Source organism: Proteiniclasticum ruminis DSM 24773 (genome assembly GCF_000701905.1).
Classification (GTDB): Bacteria; Bacillota; Clostridia; order Clostridiales; family Clostridiaceae; genus Proteiniclasticum; species Proteiniclasticum ruminis.
In genome coordinates this window covers 215,728-235,236 of record NZ_JNKC01000004.1, presented here as the reverse complement: position 1 = coordinate 235,236, position 19,509 = coordinate 215,728, and the positions used below count along the sequence as shown (strand labels likewise).

The window sequence follows — 19,509 nt, the reverse complement described above, 5'->3', positions numbered from 1 at the left end:
TATCATGGGATTTTTATACGAAGGTTTAAATGTACAAAGTTTCCTGGCCCTGGTGGTTTTTATCGCCGCATTCCTTTTCTTAAATGAGATCAGCAGAAGATCCATAAAGGTATCTATGCTGATGTATGTGCTTCTTCCGGTGCTTCTGGCCATTGGGATCTTCTTTGGCCCCTTGGGTTCTCCCACAGGAAAAACCTGGTTCGGCTGGGTGAAAGTGGTATCTGCTCTCATCGGTGTCTATGGATTCCTTCTCATCCGCTTTACAAAGCTTGGCACAAAGAAGTTTGCTGCGGTATTTCCAGCAGCCATCCTGTCTATCAACATTGCAGAGGCGGTATTTAGAGAACTGGAGATCTTTGTGACCTATAAGACCCTGACGGTGGATGCAGGTGGCATTGTGGTTCAGGGCGGTCCCTGGAACATTCTAAATGCCATCGCCGGAGTCTTCACCATCATCACCCTCACAGGATTTGTGGGCATCCGGGTGTCCAAGGATAAATCCAGAGATATGATCTGGCCGGATATGACCTGGCCTTATGTCATCGGCTATACTCTTTGGAATTATGCCTATGTTTATAACTGTATCTCTAACCGATCCCTCTATGCAGGCTTTGGAATTTTAACCGCCGCAGTCATTGCGGAGTATTTCTTCAAGCGTGGTGCATGGCTGCAGCATAGAGCCCAGATTCTGTCGCTTTATGCTATGTTCTCTCTGTCGGTGGACTTTCTGACGGCCTCGTTTTTCAAGGTGATTCCTACCTACAGCACCGGAGCCCTCATGAGCCTCAGTGTTCTGTCCTTTGTGTTCAACCTGGGTGTATTCTTCTTCATGGTGTACACCGTGAGACAGAGAAAGGTGAACCCCATCAGGCAGGAACTTTATGTGCATACCGATGCCTATAAGAAGACCTTAACCGCCAACGGACTGTAGCAAATCATAGTAAGAGTGTTCGGGTTTCCCAAAAGGAGCCTTATCGTCTTGGATAAATCATAGAAGAAGTGGGCACCTATTTAAGGGTGCCTTTCTTCTGACCTTTTGGGATAAAAAATGAGGGAAGAGAAAGAAAAGACCAGAGTTTCTGGCTATAAAGGAGAACAGTATGAAGAAAACATGGAAAAGCATCCTCATGATGGGGCTCGCCTTGAGTGTCCTCACAAGCTTTATTGGATGCGGAGAAAAAGAAGCAGTGGTGAAGGATGTGCTGAATACCCCAGCCGCCTCCCAGACCAGAATCATCACCGATGCCGTGGGAAGAGAAGTGGAGATTCCAGTAGATGTGGAAACCATCATCTGCCTGGGATCAGGAGCCCCAAGACTTGCGGCGTATCTTCAAGCCATGGATATGGTGGTGGGCAGTGAAGCGTACCTTTCTGAAGGGGTCAATATTAGACGAGACTATAACCCCGTGTATAGGGAGCAGCTTTTAAAGCTCCCCGTAGTGGGTGAAGGAGGCGGCAGCGGGCAAAACAACGGATTCTCTGAAGAGATCATCCTGGTTTCCCCGGATGTCATCATCGCAGGCTTTGATTATGAGGCAGCAGAGGAGCTTCAGGCTCAGACAGGGATTCCCGTGGTTTCTGTCAGGCACAGCACAGGCCTTTCACCGGACTCATTTTACAAGGCCATGAGAGTCTTTGGAGAGGTCATCAAGAAGGAAGACCGGGCAGAGGAAGTTCTTAGCTATATGGACAGCATGTTATCAGATCTTCAGGCACGGACAGAAAATGTGCCGGAAGAAAAGAAACTTCGGGCCTATGCGGGAGCTGTGACTTTTAACGGTAGACGGGGCTTTTCAGGCACCTATTCCAAGTTCGGCATCTTTGATGTCCTCCATGCGAAAAACGTGGCGGAGGATGCTGCCATAGACGGCTTTTATGAGGCGGATCTTGAAAAGATCATGACCTGGGATCCCCAGGTGATTTTCCTCGATCCTGGAAATCTGGATCTTGTGACGAAGGAGTATCAGGACCATCCGGAGTATTTTGAAAATCTTCGGGCGGTACAAGAGGGACAGGTCTATACCATGCCGTCTTTCAACAATGCAGGCACCAATTTCACCTATGCCTTTCTCAATGCCTACCATGCGGGGAAGATTCTTTATCCGGAAGAGTTTGAGGATGTGAACCTGGAAGAGAAGGCAGAGGAGATTTTTATGAAGTTTCTGGGGGTCAATCTCTATGAAGAGATGGTGGCCGGCGGCCTATATTACGGAACCATTCAGCTGGGAGAGTAGATCATGAAGACAGTACGAAGAGAAGAGAGCACAAGAACAGGCTATCAGCGCTATACCAGAAGAAAAGCGCTCTTTCTTCTGGGTCTTCTTCTCACGGCCATTTTCATGGCTCTTTTGTCACTCTCTGTGGGGTCTTCCGGGATGCCTCTGAAGGATGTGGTAAGGACTCTTTTTGGGAGCAGCGGCGATGCCTCCATGAAGACCATTCTTTTCCAGGTGCGGATGCCCAGGGTCCTGACGGCGGTGGCGGTGGGCATGGCCTTGGCCCTTGCAGGCTGCGTCATGCAGAGTGTTCTTCGGAACCCCTTGGCCTCTGCTTCTACTTTAGGGGTTTCTCAAGGGGCTTCCTTTGGCGCTGCTGTGGCCATTGTCTATTTCCATGCAGGGAGCAAGGCTTCTGGAAATGCCCTTTCCAGCATCACCTTCACCAATCCTTACATCATTGTGATTTTGGCTTTTTTAGGAGGCATGACCACCACGGTGGTGATTTTATTTCTCTCCAAGGTCCGCGGGGTCTCCCCCACGGTGATGATCCTTGTGGGGGTTGCCCTCAGTGCCATGTTCAGCGGTGCCACCACCCTCATCCAGTACTTCAGTGACGACGAGATGGTGGCGTCCATCGTCTACTGGACCTTTGGGAGTCTTGGCCGGGCGGGAAGTGAAGAGATTGCGCTCATTTTCATCACGTCACTTTTGTCTTTTCTGTACTTTTTTTACAACCGATGGAACTACAATGCCATGGAAAGCGGTGTTCAGACGGCGAAAAGTCTTGGCGTTCCTGTGGAGCGGCTGATTCTTCTAAGCATGTTTCTCGCCACGCTGATCTCTGCCACGGCCATAGCCTTTGTGGGCACCATCAGCTTCATCGGTCTCATTGCGCCCCATATGGTCCGGAAGATTGTGGGCAGTGATTACCGTTTCCTTCTTCCAGGCTCTGCCCTTCTTGGCAGCATGCTGCTGCTCTTTGCGGATCTTCTTTCAAGGACCGTGAGAACGCCGGCAGTGCTTCCCATCGGGGCCATCACCTCCTTTTTGGGGGCGCCTCTTTTTCTCTACCTGATCCTGAAGAAAGGAAAGCGGAGGTGAATGTATTTTGATTCAAGTGGATAAGATTTCTTTTTCCTACGGAAAAACCGAGATTCTGAAAGATGTGAGTTTTCGTATGGGAAAAGGAGAGTTTGTGGCCGTCTTAGGAAATAACGGCGCTGGAAAAAGCACCCTTCTCTCCTGCCTTTGTAAAATTCGGGTGCCCAGCCATGGAAGTGTCTATGTGGAGGGGAAAAGCATGCTGCCTCTATCTTCGGCGGAGCGGGCAAGGCAGATGGCTTTTGTGGCCCAGAAGAATGAGATTCATGAGATGACGGTGTTTGATGCGGTGCTTCTTGGCAGAAAACCCCACATGAAGTGGGGGGTCTCAGAGGAGGATTTACTTCTTTGCGAGGAGACTTTGGAAAGGGTTGGACTCTCTCCGTTTTCTCTCCGCTACATCCATGAGCTTTCCGGAGGAGAGGTCCAGAAGGTAATGATTGCCCGGGCTCTTCTTCAGAATCCAAAACTGCTTCTTCTGGATGAGCCCACCAGCAGTCTGGATCCGAAAAACCAGGTGGAGATGATGGGGCTCGTGAGAGAAATCACCAAGGAAAGAGGCATGGGAAGCCTTGTGGTGATCCATGACATCAATTTAGCCCTTCGCTACTGCGACCGGTTTTTGTTTCTGAAAGATGGAAAGGTTCATGCTTATGGTGAGGCTTCCATGGTGACGCCGAAGATCATGAAAGAGGTCTACGGGGTGGAGTCGGAAATCATCCATGCTTTTGGCAGAAAAACAATACTTATAGGATAAAGGCATAGGAAGGCGGCTTCCTATGCCTTTATCTATTTTGAAATGAATTTTGAAATGAAGTGATGAGAGTGCATTAGAGCATATCCAAGGGGACGCTTTTTCTTGGGGCTGAAAAAGCCTCGTTCAGACGCAGAAGGTCCTCTTCTGTGAGCGTCAGGTGCAGAGTTTCGGCATTCTCTTTCACGTGGGAAAGAGAAGATGCTTTAGGAATGGCACAGACGCAGTCCTCTACTAGTGTAAAAGAGAGCATCAGCTGGAGAGGTGTGATGCTATGCTTTTCTGCCACCTCTCTTACCACAGGATGTTCGGTGATCCTTCTTCTTTTGTTCTTGTCATGGCCCAAGGGGCAGTAGGCCATGAGGGCAATGTTCTCTTCCTTCAGATAAGGGAGAAGATCGTATTCGATGCCACGGGAGCCCAGATGGTAGAGCACCTGGTTGACGCTGCACTGATCTCCAGACGGGCATGAAAGCAGTTCTTTCATATCCTCTAAGTCGAAGTTTGAGACCCCCCAGTTCTTGATGAGCCCTTCCTTTTTCATCTCCTCCATACAGGCAATGGTTTCAGAAAGTGGGACACTGCCTCTCCAGTGGAGAAGATAAAGATCGAGGTAAGGGGTGTCCAGTCTTTCAAGGCTTCTCTTTAGAGAGGTGAAAATGTTCTTCCGGCCAGCATTGTGAGGATAGACCTTGGATACAAGAAAAAGGTCTTCCCGGGGAAAGATCTTGATGGCTTCTCCCACCAGTTTTTCAGAGCGTCCTTCTCCGTACATTTCTGCAGTATCGATAAGCGTCATCCCTAAAAGGATCCCTTCCTGGAGAGCTTCGATTTCTTTTTCCCGAAGTTTTGGGTCCTCTCCCATATACCAGGTTCCTTGCCCGAGTTTTGGCATATACGTGCCGTCTTTGAGCTTCATATTCTTCTTCATCTCTTTTTCTCCTTCGTACAGTGTAGTCAGTTATTCCGTGTACAGTTGATTTTATTATGATGAGCCTGGATCATAAGATTTTACATAGGCTAGATCTCCCACTGGGCTTTTTTCAGGTCCACCTGGTTTTCGCTTTTAAATGGCACGTCCTCTTGGAGTAGACGCTCTTTCTGCTCTAAAAAACCGGGAGCCAGGCGTCCCTCATGATTCACCACCCGGTGGCAGGGATAGGTTCCGTAGTATTCGGACCTTTTTAGGACACTGCCCACAAGTCTTGCGTTCTTTTCTCTTCCGATGAGACGGGCGATTTGACCATAGGTGGCCACTTTACCTGGCGGGATCTCTTCCACCAGGGAGAGGATTTCGTAGATGAGGTTTTCATTGACAATGGTACTCATGGCTGTTCTCCTTTTTTGGGGTTCTCCTATAGATTCTGAAGCCAGACTTCTACAAGATCAATCCAGTTCTGGCATTCTTTCTGATAGCAGGTGTGGGCAATATTATCGGTGATGTGGTTTGCCAAGGAGAGCCCATGGCGGCCTTTTTCATAGAGATGAAACTCCACAGGGATCTTCTTTTTCATGAGAGCCTGCACAAAGACCAGGGAGTTTTCTACTGGAACCGTATCATCTTCAAAGGTGCTCCAAAGAAAGGTTCTAGGGGTATGGGATCCTACATGGTTTTCTAGGGAAACTTTCTCCTGGAGGTCTTTTTCCTGCCAGTTGTCTCCCAGTAGGTTTCGGATGCTTCCCTCATGGCGGTGGGATTCGTCTGCGGTGATGACGGGGTAGCCTAGGATGAGGCCATTTGGACGTAGTTCTTTCAAACTTACCTCGGTGCTTTCTGAAAGCATTGGCGAGTTCCAGTAGACCCCATAGCTTGCAGCCAGGTGGCCACCCGCGGAAAAGCCCATAACAACGATCCGATTCTCATCTATGTGCCACGCTTCTGCTTTTTTTCTTAAAAGCGTTACACTGCTGGCCACTTCTCTTAAAGCCACAGGAAAACGGGCTGGTGCCACAGAGTATCGAAGCACTGCTGCGTGATGACCCATGGACATGATCTTGAGGGCAACAGCTTCCGCTTCTCTGTCGGAGGTTCTATGATAGCCTCCTCCAGGACAGATGAGGACTAAAGCTCTTTTCTTTATGGGAATTTCGGGAGAGTTCTCCCAAATATAAGTGGTGAGCCTGGCGTATTCCAGGGAGCCTTCTTGTGTAATCTTCATGGTTTCGTGTATCATGCTGCTTCTTCTCCTTCGGATGGACGTTCACTTCTTCATTTAAATAAATTGTAGCATCCCGGGAGTGGACTTACAATTTACTCTGAAAGAAGGAAAAAAGAATAGAAATTTTATGCCTAATGTCAAATTTAAATGCAACAAACTTCAAACATAACCAAAACATAGTGATACCAGAGAACAGGTAGTGGAAGAGGAAGAAAGAGGAAGTGATGGAGGAATCAGGCTCACTAGCGAGAAAGAGGAACTGCATAAAAGACTGGATAAGGCCAGAGGGAAGCTCAGGGATACTGGAATCGGAGAAGAGGAATATAAGGCAAGGTCCTTTAGTCTATCGGAAAAGGCGGTTATGAAGGATAATCTCAAGAACCTGGAACCAAGGTTCACCTCAAGCGTGGAGCAGCTACGAGAAGCGGATAATGAAGCTTTCCGTAGATCAGGAATGCTTGAAGGTAAGTTAAATGAGCTACAGAAAATGATGCCGGAACCACTGGATAAGGAAGAAATCCGTGGACATTATGTGGAAAGAACCGCTGCGTGTGAAACAGCAATCAGAAGCATCAGAGTGAAAGTGAAAGACTCAAACGGCAGAATCGATGAATACAGAAGACTTCGAGACCAGATACAACTCATTATGCCTGATGTGAACCGTGCGGAAGCAGTTAAGAAATGGATTCCGGAGAAAAATGCTAGTGAGAGCTTTGAAGAGCTGGGAAGACAACTAAGCCAGCTGAAAAAGCTTATGAGCGAGCAGAGAAGTGATGTCCAGTCAGATTATCAGAATCTCCAATACCAGTATCAGGGGAAGAACCATAATTTGAGTTCTATACTAGAAGCGTTTCAGAAAATGCATAGTCAGGCGGAAAAAGATTATGAGAAGTACTACTATCTGTATGAGCATACGGAAAATCATCTGGAAAGTCTCAATCAGCTGATTCATATGAACGAGCTGCAACTTGAGAAGATGGAGGATAATTTCAGAGATATGGTCATCCAGAGCTATAACATGGCAAGAGAAATCTATGACCACGTGAACAGAGTGGCCGATGATTCCAGCATTATGCTGGAGGGGCGCACTAGAAAGGTGAAGATGATAGAAATCCTTCTGAAGGAGCTGGAGCCTCAAGAGAAGGGCTTTGAGGCCATGAGGCAGTACATCAGGGAGAGAGCCGATGAAGTGAAGCAGCAGCTGAAGAGCGGCAAGACGAAGAAGGATCTGAGGGACATGATTGCAAGATTCATGTCCAGCGAGGAGCTGCTTAATGTGGTTTCTGATCTGTCTGATCTTAGAATCAAGGCATTCAAAATCGATGTCAATGCAAAGCACAGCCAAGCGAAAGACTGGGAAAAGGTCATGAGGGAAAACTCTGGAGGAGAGCGGTTTGTATCTTTCTTTGCTGTCATGGTGGCACTCATGTCCTATTCCAGAAATAGCCAGAAGCTGATTCAGGAATACCATAAAATCAAGGATACAAAAGTGCTGCTTATGGATAATCCTTTCGGTCCCATTTCATCAGAACATCTCCTGAAGCCTCTATTTGAAATTGCGAACAAATATGATACGCAGCTGATCTGTCTCGCGGATCTGAAGCAGAACTCCATCATGAATCAGTTCAAGGTGATCTTCATGCTGAAGATCATGGGCAATACCACCGGAACCATGGAGTATCTGACTGTGGAGGAAGAATCTTCTTCAGACTATCAGGAAGAGGTGAATGAGAATCTTGAAATGGTGAAATATCACTTCAAGGAGATGGAGCAGATCAGTCTTCTGGATGGGATAGCGGAGTAATGCAAGTGTCAATAGTAGGTGCGAAACGACTAGATGACATGAATAAATTGTCATTGAAGTCTGACTATTGCTGATTATTGGATATCTTTTACAGGATATAAAATATAGATAATGCTATAGATGGAAAGGACTGCTAGATGAAATTAGTAAGACCAATCGGTACCTGAGGAATCAATCACTGTAATTAAAACTCTTATTGAGGAAATGCTGTAGCATCGGATCTATTGTAAATCAGTAGATTACTTTGTTACAGCATATTTTTTTGGCTAAGGAATGACAAATGTCACTAAAATGAACCTGTGAGATACTCTATAATGAAAACAAGAGGTGATGAAAATGCTGATTCAATCAGATAATGTAATCAAGAAATATAAAAATCAATTGGCTTTGGATTACTTTTCCGTAGAAATGAGAGAAGGAGAAGTGTTGGGGCTATTAGGACCTAATGGAGCAGGTAAAAGTACTTTTATCAAGGCATTGGTTGGGCTATTGCCCATTAATGAGGGAGAAATCCGTGTTTTCGGGAAAATTCAAGACGGAAAGGATCCAGAGATTAAAAGGCAGATCGGTTATGTAACACAGGAAATAACCATATATGAGGAAATGACAGCAAGGGAAAATCTTACCTTTTTCGGCAGTCTTTATGGAATGAAAAATCCGATTCTGAAAAACAGAGTAGAAGAAGTTTCAGAGATCATCGGACTCAAAGAAAAGCTGGATAAGAAAGCCGGTTCATTTTCAGGTGGTATGAAGAGACGTTTGAATATCGGATGTTCTCTGGTTCATAACCCAAGGCTTCTGATCATGGATGAGCCTACAGTGGGGATTGACCCTCAATCCAGAAACTATATTCTGGAGTTTGTGAAAAAAGCTCAGAGTCAAGGGATGAGTATCCTCTATACTTCACACTATATCGAAGAGGTAGAAGCGGTTGCTTCTAAAATTGTCATCATGGACCAGGGACATGGTATCGCTGAAGGGACTCTTCAGGAACTGATTTCAAGAATACAAGGAGATTCTCAGATTCTCATCGATGTGCGTATTGCAAAAGAAGAAGTGAGAGAAGCCCTTGCTGCGCTGCCGGATGTGAAGGAAGTGGCACTGAATGGAAATACCTATCATATCATTGTACCGGGCGGAGTGGTGGTCTTTGACAAGATTCTGCCGATACTATCTCCTCTGGGCATTGTTGCCATCAACTCCAAACAGCCGAACCTGGAAGATGTGTTCCTGACCCTCACAGGGAAGCAGTTGAGAGATGAGGTGAATTAAGTGGGCCTGTTTTATTTTAAGCGTTCCATGCGCGATGTGGTGGGACACCTGATTCTCATTGCCTTACCTGTGGTGCTCATCGCTTTCTTTGACTATATCTACAGAAACAGTGATCTCATATCAGGAATTATGGATCCATCAAACAGCTTTATCACAGTTCTGACCATCGGATTTACTTTGACCTTTCAGATTTATGGCGGAGCACTGACTTTTGAGACCATTGGATCAGATTTCTTCACACCGATGAAAGGGAGACTGCTGGCATCACCAAAGGAGCCTCGGTCCATCCTGCTTTCCATTCTTCTCACAGGAATTCTGGTGAGTTTTATCCAGACTGCAGTGGTGGTGCTCTTTTCGATCTTTGTGCTGGAAGCAGAGGTGAAGGCATTGCCATTGGTGCTTCTGATCATGCTTTTGTCCATAATTTTCAATCAGCTTCTGGGTACGACCATCTTGCTTCTGGCAGGGAAGGTTAAAACAGCTACCACTGCTATGAGCCTTTATGGAGCGGTGGCACCCATATTCATAGGAATCTATTTCCCGTTGCCTGATACTGCTCTTTTCAGAGGACTCAGGGATTATCTGACCCCCATGGCATTTGCCAATCGAGCGGTTTTTGGCGCAATGGAAGGACAATCCAGAGAGATGCTATTAGGGATTCTTCCCATGATCGTGTTCACGCTGCTTCTCATTGCATGGCTGAAACCGCTGACAAGGAAGGTGATGCTATGATTATTTTCAGTTATGCATTGAAAGAGAGCTTGAAGACACCCATAAACCTTCTGATGATTTTTCTGATTCCCCTTGCTGTGCTTTTTATTCCAGCGAATGCATATTCTTTTCCTCAGGGTATTTATCTTGTGGGAATGGCCATACTCTATTCAGGGTTTCTCGTCTCAAGACCGATGGTGGAGGATCGGATGAAAGGGATCATAACCAGGATTTATGCATCTCCAGTAAAGCAGGTTCATTATCTCATTTCTCATCTGGCGGCTTATTTCCTCCTGCTTATGGCACAAAGCCTGGTGTTTATTCTTGGCGCATGGATTCGGCATGGCACCAATGTCTTTCACCATGGATGGATCTACCTGCTCTACTTATCCTTTGGTCTTATGTGTTTAGCGCTGACACTGACCTTTACCTCGTTTTTCAAGAACTTTGGCCTGGCATTTGGAATTTTTTCAGGTCTGGGTTCTCTTATGAGCCTTTTAGGTGGTATTTCCATACCTCTTCATATGATGCCAGAGGAGATTCTTCCATTCATCCGGATATTACCGACCTACTGGCTTCCGTTTGGCCTGGATGCGCTGTATGAAGGAGTTTTTATTGAATACTTCCTGGCTCATGTTATATTATGGGTGTATACAGGAATTTTCATTGCCATTGGAAGTAGAAGGAGAATATAGTTTATGAAAAGAAATACACGGGTTCTTGACCCTGACCATTTGATCATCTGGTACTATGGTTTATTATACGCAGGTGTCTTCGGTTGGATGATCAGAGAGAAGGAACCTCTGGTATTTCTTTTTTATCTGATCTCCATCATGCTTCTTCTGGTGGTCTGGCGTATCAGAGAATCGAAATGGATTGTTTTCACATTGATTCTCGCATTATCCTTTCTCAGCCTGTTAGTGCCTGAAATACGTGCTTCCATGCTGATGTATCTATTCTATTTTTTCAGCGGTGCGTATTATGTTCAAGGGATTCTGACGGTTCTCCTTTTCCTGTTTGAACCATCTGTTTCAATTCGTGTACTGGCTCTTTTTGTGGGAAGTACCGCTGTTCTTTTCTCTTTCTGGAGAAAAGATCATGCGCATCATTGGCAGAGAGAGTATCAGCTGAGAAAAAGGGTATATGAGCAGGAAGAGATGGAGAATATACTTCTTGGAGAGCAGAAACACCTGGAGATGATGAGTAGACTCAAAGAGCGTCAGAGAATCGCGGAGGTTCTTCATGATGAATTGGGTCATGAGCTTACTGCTGCGCATCTTTCCTTAAAGGCAGGGTTAACGCTATCAACGAAAGAGAACCGCAAAGCGGAAGAAGCCTTGCAGAAATCGCTTCTTCGCCTGGAGGGTGGTCTAACGAAGCTCAAGGAGGCCGTAAGGCAGATTGAACCGGTTCAGGAGTCTCTTCTTGATACTTTTCATGCTCTTTTTGAAGATGCTTCCTGTGAGGTGGAGTTCAATCTGAAAGGAGATATCAGCAGGCTCATGCCTTATCAGGAGCAGCTTCTTTACAGTGCTTTAAAGGAAGGGATGACAAACATCCTGAAACATGCATCGCCGACCTATATACGGGTTGAACTGGAGGTATTGGCCGCGGTGATCAGATTGAAAGTGGAAAATGATGGAGTCAAAGGGGAAGGTGGCACATCAATGGGCAGCGGTCTTCGCTTCATGCGTAAGCGCCTGGAAGTTGTTCATGGAACAGTAAGCGTACGAGGAGAGAAGGGGAAATTCTTCCTTCTATTGGTATTGCCCTTACAAGGAGGGGAGAATGGATGATCAGACTGCTATTGGCAGATGATGATGAACTGGTACTGGAGAGTCTGTCCATCATATTGGGACATGATCCGCGTTTTGAAGTTACAGGAACTGCTGAAGATGGTCAGAAAGCACTGAATCTATTGGAGGAAACTCCGGTGGATATCGTTCTTCTTGATATTCAGATGCCTCATCTGGATGGCATCACAACCTGTGAGAAGATCAAAGAAAAGTGGCCATCCCTGAAGGTTATTATGCTTACCACGTTCCATGACTATAAAAATATCCACCTGTCATTAAAGGCAGGTGCTTCGGGATATTTACTGAAATCTGATCCTACTGAAAAACAGATGGAAACCATCCTGGCGGTTCATAGCGGATTATCCATCATCAGCTCAGAAGCACTGAAGGGGTTTCAGGAAGAACCGGAAGAAGACTGCCTGACTAGAAGAGAGCAGGAAGTGATGGTGCTGGTGGCAAATGGGCTTTCTAATAAAGAAATCGCAGCAAAACTATATATTGGAGAAGGTACGGTAAGAAATACGCTGTCTGTGATTCTTGATAAGCTTATGTTACGTGACCGTACTCAACTGGCTATCAGTTACTGGCAGAGAAAGACAGGTAAGGAGTCTTAAATAGAGCCATAGTATCTATGGTTGAGAGTTGGTAGTATGTTGAAAGAATAAAGAGTAAGATTTGGTGTGCTAACTATTTAGGATCATCCACAATTACTGGATTCATTTGGCTACTACTTATGATACGGTTCACCGTAACAGGGATAAGTGCGGTTTCTAGATGAGGACAGAGAAGCTTGTGATGTACATTAATAGTTTGGGAACTTGATAATGGGTTTCAGGGCAAGAAAAAAGGTAGGCAGTATAAAACTGTCTACCTTTTGATATTTGTGATTAGCCGAGTAACTGAAGTACTCCCTGTGGCATCTGGTTAGCCTGAGCTAGCATTGCTGTAGAAGCCTGGTTCAGGATGTTGTTCTTTGTGAACTCCATCATTTCCTTAGCCATATCTACGTCTCTGATTCTTGACTCAGCAGCTGAGAGGTTCTCAGAAGTTGTGGTCAAGTTGTTGATGGTATGGTCAAGTCTGTTCTGAACAGCACCAAGCTTAGATCTTTCTGCAGATACAGCTGTGATTGCATCATCTATAGTCTTGATTGCAGCATCAGCAGCTACCTGAGAGGATACATCAATTCCTGATCCAGATATTGTAATCTCATCACCATTAGCAAGTGTAGTAGCTGCAGTGAAAACTGCTTCACCTGATTCGAAGGAAGTCCAATCATCTCCATCAGCAGATAGTGCCACAATATTTCCTGAACTATTAGCAAGTCCGAAAGATCCAGCTGGTACGGAACCATGAGTAGAATCTACTACAGAATAAGTTCCGGCTCCGATAGATGAAGAAGAGGATAGTTCGATATCTGTTTTACCAGTAGCATTGATTGTAACATCTGATGTATCAGCTCCTGTTGTCATGGTTACGCTAACATCTCCGCTGGTAACTGCATTTGCTCCAAAGTTAATATCTACACCAGTAAGGCTTGATCCATTAAGAGTTTCCTTGCTTCCAGCAGCATTGAGTAAGTCGTATGATTTACCATCAACACTAAGAGCTACTATATCACCATTAGAATTTTTCAATCCATAATTATAGTCTGTTCCAGAATCAGTAATTTTGGATTCTAACTTAACTGCTGTTAAATTATGAGTAGCTGTTCCAGTTGCTGTGGAATTTGGAGCTAATGCTACTTCTGTAGTATCGTAATCATGATTAGCAACTGCGGTTGCTGATACAGATTGTTTGAAGGAAGTGCTACCTTGTACACCTAAAGCGCTAGCACCCATATCTTCTACTTGTAATCTCATGTTTTGACCTTTGTTTGCACCGATATGGAACTTTGCGTCAAAATTTCCATTAAGAAGCTTTTGTGTATTGAATTCTGTATCTGATGAAATTCTTGTAATTTCTGTGGCTAACTGATCCATTTCCTTTTGAATTTCAATTCTATCAGTATCAGTATTTGTGTCATTAGAACTCTGTACAGCAAGTTCTCTCATTCTATTTAGGATTGAGTGAGTTTCATTAAGAGCACCTTCAGCCGTCTGAATCAGAGAAATACCATCCTGTGCATTTCTTACAGACTGATTAAGACCCTTGATCTGACCTCTCATCTTTTCAGAGATTGCAAGACCTGCAGCGTCATCTCCAGCTCTATTGATTCTAAGACCAGAAGAAAGCTTTTCCAGTGACTTGGACTGTGCACCCTGTGCAGATGTCAGTCTTGAGTAAGTGTTCATTGCTGAAATGTTGTTGTTAATTCTCATTGTTTTTCCTCCTTGAATTTTGACTGTGAACTTCCGTGTTCACATAATTTTATAACAAGCCTATGATCAGCTCGGCCTATTACCGTAAGTTAGCGTCCTTTTTTCTTAAGTATCTCCTTGACGAATGGAGATGCTTGTATCATCGATGGTTCATGTTAATCCATCGTTCTTATGCTTGATAACATTAACTATGAGATCTGCATAAGGATAAGTCTATTTAGAGATTTTCACAAAAACAATTTGATGTAGTATCTCTTTCTTGGTCATGTTATCTGTATCGTCATCTAGAAAGAAAGTTTAAGAGGAAAATAGAAAAGAATTATAAAAATTTATGGAAGTAGTTTATGAAAGACTCAGAGCTGATTTGAGAATGGTGATTGATATAAAAGAAGAATGGCTTGATTATGTGTCTTTGGTCAGTGTGAACATAGGATTCTAGATCTACTTCAGATCACCACCAACATAAATCACAAAAAAAGAGAAGGCACTGAAACCTCCTCTTAGTAATACTAAATAGAAAACCTGATATCCTCCCTTGGAGGAATATGTAAATCAGGGGAAGGAGAAAGAGGAGCATCACTAGTGGATACTCCTCTTTCAGTCTTCAGGTAATTGATGAGGTGGTCCGTCAGCTTAATGTTGATGCTGCCCACCTCTCTTTTTTCATTGATGGTGATTTCTGAGATGATCATATGGAGAAGCCTCTTCTGCTTTTGCCTCGTCATATCTATGGTCATGATGTCACTAAACTTCTTCAGGGTATTCTTCACCAGTTCATAGGATACCTCATGGACCTTCTCCTGGTTCAGGATGATCTCCTGCTCAGTTCTCATGATGTGTAAGGAATTGATTCTCTCATTGAGCTCATCATTTCTTTTTCTGAAGTCCTCTTGGCTGATGATGTCATCTTCATACGCATCAAAGAGCTTGGTCTTTCTTCTTTCCAGCTGCTGGAGATCTTTAGAAATCTGTTCCAAGATTTTCTTGGCAGGATTGATTTTATCATTACTGTCCGTGTTGAGCTTCGTCACGATACTCTTCACCATTTTCTCTGAGGAAATCAGTTCAGTAATTCTGGAGAACACATACTCATTGGCCTTATCTACTCGGATGGTGTTGCTGTGACATACACTGGTGCCTTTATTCTTCCAGTTGCCACAAGCATAGTAGACGAGCCTACGTTTCGTTCCATCTTTCAGGGTATTCACGGTTCTGGCTATGACCATACCAGCACCACATTCCGGGCACTTTAAGATTCCGGTGAGAGGATACTGACCATCATAGATTCTAGCCGGCTTTCCCTGGGAAGACTCAAAGAGTGCTTGGACCTGACTCCATGTGGTTTCATCAATGATGGGTTTATGGATACCATCTACAAGGATCGGATTCGCATTGATGTTCTTTCTTCTCTTTTCAGCCCAGTTTTGTCGGACATTATAACGGATTTTCCCTACATAGAGAGGATTAAGAAGAATATCTCTCACACTGGACACAGAGAAGGAGTTTCCTTTCTTCGTCTTGAGTCCTTCATTATTCAGCTGATTGGTGATGGATTTATAACCGTTTCCCTGGATGAAGCTTTTGAAGATTCTCCGGACAATCTGGGCTTCCTTCTCGTTGATGATGAGCTCTGTGCGCTTTTTCTTTGTGCCTTCCTCTGGAATGGGTATAAGGTCATATCCAAGGACAATACCACCACACCACTCTCCGGCTTTTGCTTTCGAATTCATGAGGAACATTCTATTACTTTACAGATTCAATTGCGTCTTCGATTTCTTTCTTATATTTTTCAAGTCCTTGGATGTATGAATAGTGAGAAACTTTTACAACTTTAAACTCCTTGTATAGTGGTTCAAGTAAGCGATATACATCTTTTCCCAGCGCTATAACAATTGGTTTTTGTTTAAAGTATGACAGTTCCCTTCTTAATGTTTCTATATTATTAGTTAGTGTTTCTGGATGATTTTTAATGTGTGCGATTACACTCTTTGAGTTTTTGTCTGGATGATTCTTAATTAGGTCAGTAATGTAGCATCCTTCATATGGACTATTCATTAATGCATATCATAATCTAAAGTCTTGTTGCTTACCATTGTCGTCACTGTGGAACATTGCCCATGGACCGTTATATCCATCCTTTCTACCATTGTGGACACTTGCATTTAAAGCGATGAATACTACACCATCCTTCAATCTATCTAGAAGCTTAGGGTTAATGAATATTGTCATATCGCCAGTATTTGATTTTTTCACGTTCAAGTTGTCAGGAGTTGGTTCATTTGGTGGAGCCCAAATTCCAAAGCTAGCCACCTTATTAAATTCCATAAGCTTTTCAAATGTTTCCTTTGAAAGTTTTGTAAGTATCATAGTTTCCCTCCGTATTATATTTGATATAGTTTTTAGTTGACCTTACTCTTGACATTTCCACGAATAAGATCCGATTCTACCATCTTTGAGAATATAGTGTAATGAGTTCTCAATTTCATGAACACCTTCATGCACTGGTACTTTCCAAACTAATTGGAGGCTGTGATCATTTAAGATAACATTTTTTACTCCAATATCTACGTCTAATGTTTCTACTGAAAAATGATGATTGATGAAGCTCCTCACATCCGCTTCAGTCTTTAGTTCATGCTCATTGAACTCAATGAAAACTTTATAGACGGTACCATAGGGGTTTTGCATAGACTACCTCCTTTATGATCGATTTATATAGAGCAATGTGAATATAATTTATTGACATTATTCCAGAATGAAATTAAAGAAATATAGATGAATGAGTATGTTTATATAAGAAACAACCAGTTATTCAGTTCCCTTGCGAGCTATTTCTTAGATACTCACTTAAGATATATTCATTACACTGCATACCAATCTTGCCTGTACTTCACCTGCTTATCCTAATGAGGTTACTGACTTCAACATTATAAAGTTATTATCTTAATGTGAAGAGGGGAATAATCAGTGTAAATAAATATCATTATATCTTTGACGTGTGTGATAAAAATAAGCGTTAGACTTAGATATAATTATATCATATAATTAAGTCATTGAAATCAATTTCAAAGAGATGAGGAAGTGAATCATGATATTCATTGATGGATAATCAACTGTAATCTTAGTTCGTCTAGACTAAAATTAATGAAATCACCAATTTTAATGTATCACTACTAACTTGTTTTGATATATATAAGCTAATGGATTGATGTAGCGAACGCTATCTCGAAGTTAAGTGACCAGTTTTATTTAAGTAAAAAGAACAGTGATAATTAGTGCTTAAGGCAATGAGATGTTTTATTTTATGCTTGGTCGTTGAAGAAAAGTGAAATTGAATAGTAAAGGAATAAGAATTCTAAACATATTATTGAACTTTGTAATAGGCTAATAAAATGATAGTAGGGGGTAAATATGATATCAAACATAAATATTTTTAAATTACCTAATCGAATTACGAGACACTTTGGAAAACAAAATGGTGTACCTAATGAGGAAGCTACATCTTCTTCAGCTAGAATTGGAAAGGGCGAGGTTGGAGCAGTGGATCAATCTCAGATGAGCATAACCGAAGATACATTAAATTTTAAACCTTATGTACAAGGACTCAGTTCATTCATAAAGAACTGCAGAACACCCATGACAATTGCAGTTCAAGGAGATTGGGGAAGCGGAAAGACCAGTTTTATGCATATGATTGACGACAGCATATCTGATAGCTGTGAATGTATATGGATTAATACTTGGCAGTATTCCCAATTTAAGCTGGATGATTCACTACAGCTTATGTTTCTTGCGAAGATCATTAAAATGCTGAGTGGACATATAAAAAAAAGGGATACCGAAAAAATATTCTTGGCTTTACGAGTTTTAAGTGAGATCACAAGGACATTTACCGGTTTGAATTTCTACGGTTTAATGAAGGTTAAGAGTGACAATGATAAGTCGAAGGATATCATTAATTCTTTAGAAGATATTAAAGTGGAATTTTCGAAAATTGTTAAGCAAAGAATAAGTTATCTGAATAGTGTTGATGTTAAGACTAAGGGGAGTCCCAAAGAAGATAAGAATCGAATCGTTTTTTTCGTGGATGATTTAGATAGATTGCATCCTGCCAAAGCTGTAGAAATACTTGAAATCCTGAAAGTTTTTCTGGATTGTGAGTACTGTGTGTTTGTATTAGCAATTGATTATGACGTAGTTGTAAATGGAATTAAACTAAAGTATGAGAATACACTAAATGAAAGTAAGAGCAAAGAGTTTTTTGATAAGCTTATACAATTACCTTTTAAGATGCCTGTAGATAAATATGATATACATAAGTTTACGAAGTCACAATTTACAAGGATTGGGGTAAATATTGAAGAAGAAAAGCTGAACGGTTTTATTGAAGTGATTAGTAAGTCAACAACATTTAATCCACGAACAATAAAGAGATATTTCAATATATTTGAGATGGATTATAATATAATAAAGTCTCAAAAAAACTCTCTAATGAATAAAGAGGAGAACTTTGCATTATATTTAGCTTATAGTTTATGTATCCAGATGTACTTCCAAGATGTTTATGTGTACTTAAGTAAGCAAAAGATGAGAACAGAATTTGAAAAATTACATAAAGTCATAAGTTATTATAATGGTAATGCATGGGGAGAAGACATAGTAGAACTAACAAAATGGATGCGTCGGTTCACTGTTAATATCAATGAAGACTATGTGAGAAAGGTTGGTGAGTTTTTCTCAAAACTATTTGATGTTCTTAATTTTTACAGAGAGGGTTTGGAAGAAATAGATATCTCAATCCTATTAAGGATTTTTCAAATACAATCAACTGTGGTATTAGATCAGGAGATTCTTAGCCATGATCAAATTACGAATATCGATGATGAGGCACGCGTAAGTACGAATGAAATTTTATCTTCTATTGAAAATGAAGATTTAGAAGGTGGAGATGGATATATATATATTAATTTGGCAGAGGAGAGAGCGGGCAAAAAGAGTACTTGGACAAAGTCCAAAGTGTCTGAAATTAGATACAATGATGGAATAATGAGTTTCAGTGAGTCTGTTAACGATTATGCTCAAGCATTAGCTGTGTTTTTGAAATACTTTTATAGGGATAATCCCGAGAAATTCGAATCGATGGTAAATCAATATAAGTTATCGGAATTAAGTGTTCTTTTCACGGGCTCATCAGGAAATGGTGGGTTTATATCAAGGAGAATGATTGATGGGTCTGATATTCCATTCGAGACGAAAACGCACAGCTATTATAAGGTATTCAATATGAAAAGGATTTTAGAAATTTTAGAGAAAAAACCAGAGAAACTGGAGTTTCTAGTTAAACCTCATATGAAATAAATTTGCAGCACATT

Annotated in this window: 19 protein-coding genes; 11 read left to right on the top strand and 8 right to left on the bottom strand. The window is 42.5% G+C overall.

Annotated features, from left to right (window positions below):
- Positions 1–4: 4 nt before the first annotated feature.
- From T487_RS0106000 to T487_RS0105985, 4 genes are all read left to right on the top strand, one after another.
- A complete protein-coding gene (locus tag T487_RS0106000; protein WP_031575296.1) occupies positions 5–931 on the top strand; it encodes a DUF5692 family protein in 927 nt (308 codons plus the stop codon).
- Positions 932–1,100: 169 nt separating this feature from the next.
- Complete coding sequence (locus T487_RS0105995) at positions 1,101–2,234, top strand: iron ABC transporter substrate-binding protein (protein ID WP_051651550.1); 1,134 nt, start codon at positions 1,101–1,103, stop codon at positions 2,232–2,234.
- A 3-nt stretch (positions 2,235–2,237) separates the two neighbouring features.
- A complete protein-coding gene (locus T487_RS0105990; protein ID WP_031575292.1) occupies positions 2,238–3,320 on the top strand; it encodes a FecCD family ABC transporter permease in 1,083 nt (360 codons plus the stop codon).
- Between the two features lie 16 nt (positions 3,321–3,336).
- Positions 3,337–4,077, top strand: coding sequence for an ABC transporter ATP-binding protein (locus T487_RS0105985; protein ID WP_341349279.1), 741 nt, complete (start codon positions 3,337–3,339; stop codon positions 4,075–4,077).
- Between the two features lie 73 nt (positions 4,078–4,150).
- Here the strand turns inward: T487_RS0105985 and T487_RS0105980 are convergent, their stop codons facing one another.
- From T487_RS0105980 to T487_RS0105970, 3 genes are all read right to left on the bottom strand, one after another.
- A complete protein-coding gene (locus T487_RS0105980) occupies positions 4,151–5,005 on the bottom strand; it encodes an aldo/keto reductase (protein ID WP_031575287.1) in 855 nt (284 codons plus the stop codon).
- An 89-nt stretch (positions 5,006–5,094) separates the two neighbouring features.
- A complete protein-coding gene (locus tag T487_RS0105975; RefSeq protein WP_031575285.1) occupies positions 5,095–5,403 on the bottom strand; it encodes an MGMT family protein in 309 nt (102 codons plus the stop codon).
- A gap of 26 nt (positions 5,404–5,429) precedes the next feature.
- Positions 5,430–6,248 (bottom strand): alpha/beta hydrolase, encoded by an 819-nt coding sequence (locus tag T487_RS0105970; protein WP_031575280.1) that lies wholly within the window; start codon positions 6,246–6,248, stop codon positions 5,430–5,432.
- Positions 6,249–6,432: 184 nt separating this feature from the next.
- On the opposite strand from T487_RS0105970, the gene T487_RS0105965 reads away from it, so the two are divergent.
- From T487_RS0105965 to T487_RS0105940, 6 genes are all read left to right on the top strand, one after another.
- Entirely contained in the window at positions 6,433–8,037 is a 1,605-nt protein-coding gene (locus T487_RS0105965; protein ID WP_031575277.1) for a coiled-coil domain-containing protein, read from the top strand.
- Positions 8,038–8,373: 336 nt separating this feature from the next.
- Positions 8,374–9,309: an ABC transporter ATP-binding protein gene (locus T487_RS0105960; RefSeq protein WP_031575274.1), complete on the top strand. Its 936-nt coding sequence runs from the start codon at positions 8,374–8,376 to the stop codon at positions 9,307–9,309.
- On the top strand, positions 9,310–10,041 hold the full coding sequence (locus T487_RS0105955; RefSeq protein WP_031575271.1) for an ABC transporter permease: 732 nt from the start codon (positions 9,310–9,312) through the stop codon (positions 10,039–10,041). It begins immediately after the preceding gene.
- Positions 10,038–10,715 (top strand): ABC transporter permease, encoded by a 678-nt coding sequence (locus T487_RS0105950; protein WP_031575269.1) that lies wholly within the window; start codon positions 10,038–10,040, stop codon positions 10,713–10,715. Before T487_RS0105955 ends, T487_RS0105950 begins: the two co-directional genes overlap by 4 nt.
- A gap of 3 nt (positions 10,716–10,718) precedes the next feature.
- The gene (locus tag T487_RS0105945; protein WP_031575266.1) at positions 10,719–11,816 is read left to right on the top strand and encodes a sensor histidine kinase; all 1,098 of its coding nucleotides are present in this window, start codon (positions 10,719–10,721) and stop codon (positions 11,814–11,816) included.
- Entirely contained in the window at positions 11,813–12,430 is a 618-nt protein-coding gene (locus T487_RS0105940; RefSeq protein ID WP_207638297.1) for a response regulator transcription factor, read from the top strand. The genes T487_RS0105945 and T487_RS0105940 overlap by 4 nt, the downstream gene beginning before the upstream one ends.
- Positions 12,431–12,703: 273 nt before the next feature.
- Here the strand turns inward: T487_RS0105940 and T487_RS0105935 are convergent, their stop codons facing one another.
- The 5 genes from T487_RS0105935 to T487_RS0105910 all read right to left on the bottom strand — a co-directional run bounded on the left by T487_RS0105935 (position 12,704) and on the right by T487_RS0105910 (position 16,825).
- Entirely contained in the window at positions 12,704–14,137 is a 1,434-nt protein-coding gene (locus T487_RS0105935; RefSeq protein WP_031575263.1) for a flagellin N-terminal helical domain-containing protein, read from the bottom strand.
- Positions 14,138–14,646: 509 nt separating this feature from the next.
- Positions 14,647–15,867, bottom strand: coding sequence for a recombinase family protein (locus T487_RS0105925; protein ID WP_242848022.1), 1,221 nt, complete (start codon positions 15,865–15,867; stop codon positions 14,647–14,649).
- A gap of 13 nt (positions 15,868–15,880) precedes the next feature.
- Complete coding sequence (locus tag T487_RS0105920; protein ID WP_031575258.1) at positions 15,881–16,192, bottom strand: uracil-DNA glycosylase family protein; 312 nt, start codon at positions 16,190–16,192, stop codon at positions 15,881–15,883.
- A 9-nt stretch (positions 16,193–16,201) separates the two neighbouring features.
- The gene (locus T487_RS0105915; protein WP_031575255.1) at positions 16,202–16,504 is read right to left on the bottom strand and encodes a hypothetical protein; all 303 of its coding nucleotides are present in this window, start codon (positions 16,502–16,504) and stop codon (positions 16,202–16,204) included.
- A gap of 42 nt (positions 16,505–16,546) precedes the next feature.
- A complete protein-coding gene (locus T487_RS0105910; protein WP_031575253.1) occupies positions 16,547–16,825 on the bottom strand; it encodes a hypothetical protein in 279 nt (92 codons plus the stop codon).
- Between the two features lie 723 nt (positions 16,826–17,548).
- Here T487_RS0105910 and T487_RS0105905 point away from each other — a divergent pair.
- Positions 17,549–19,495 (top strand): KAP family P-loop NTPase fold protein, encoded by a 1,947-nt coding sequence (locus T487_RS0105905; RefSeq protein ID WP_031575251.1) that lies wholly within the window; start codon positions 17,549–17,551, stop codon positions 19,493–19,495.
- Positions 19,496–19,509 lie beyond the last annotated feature (14 nt).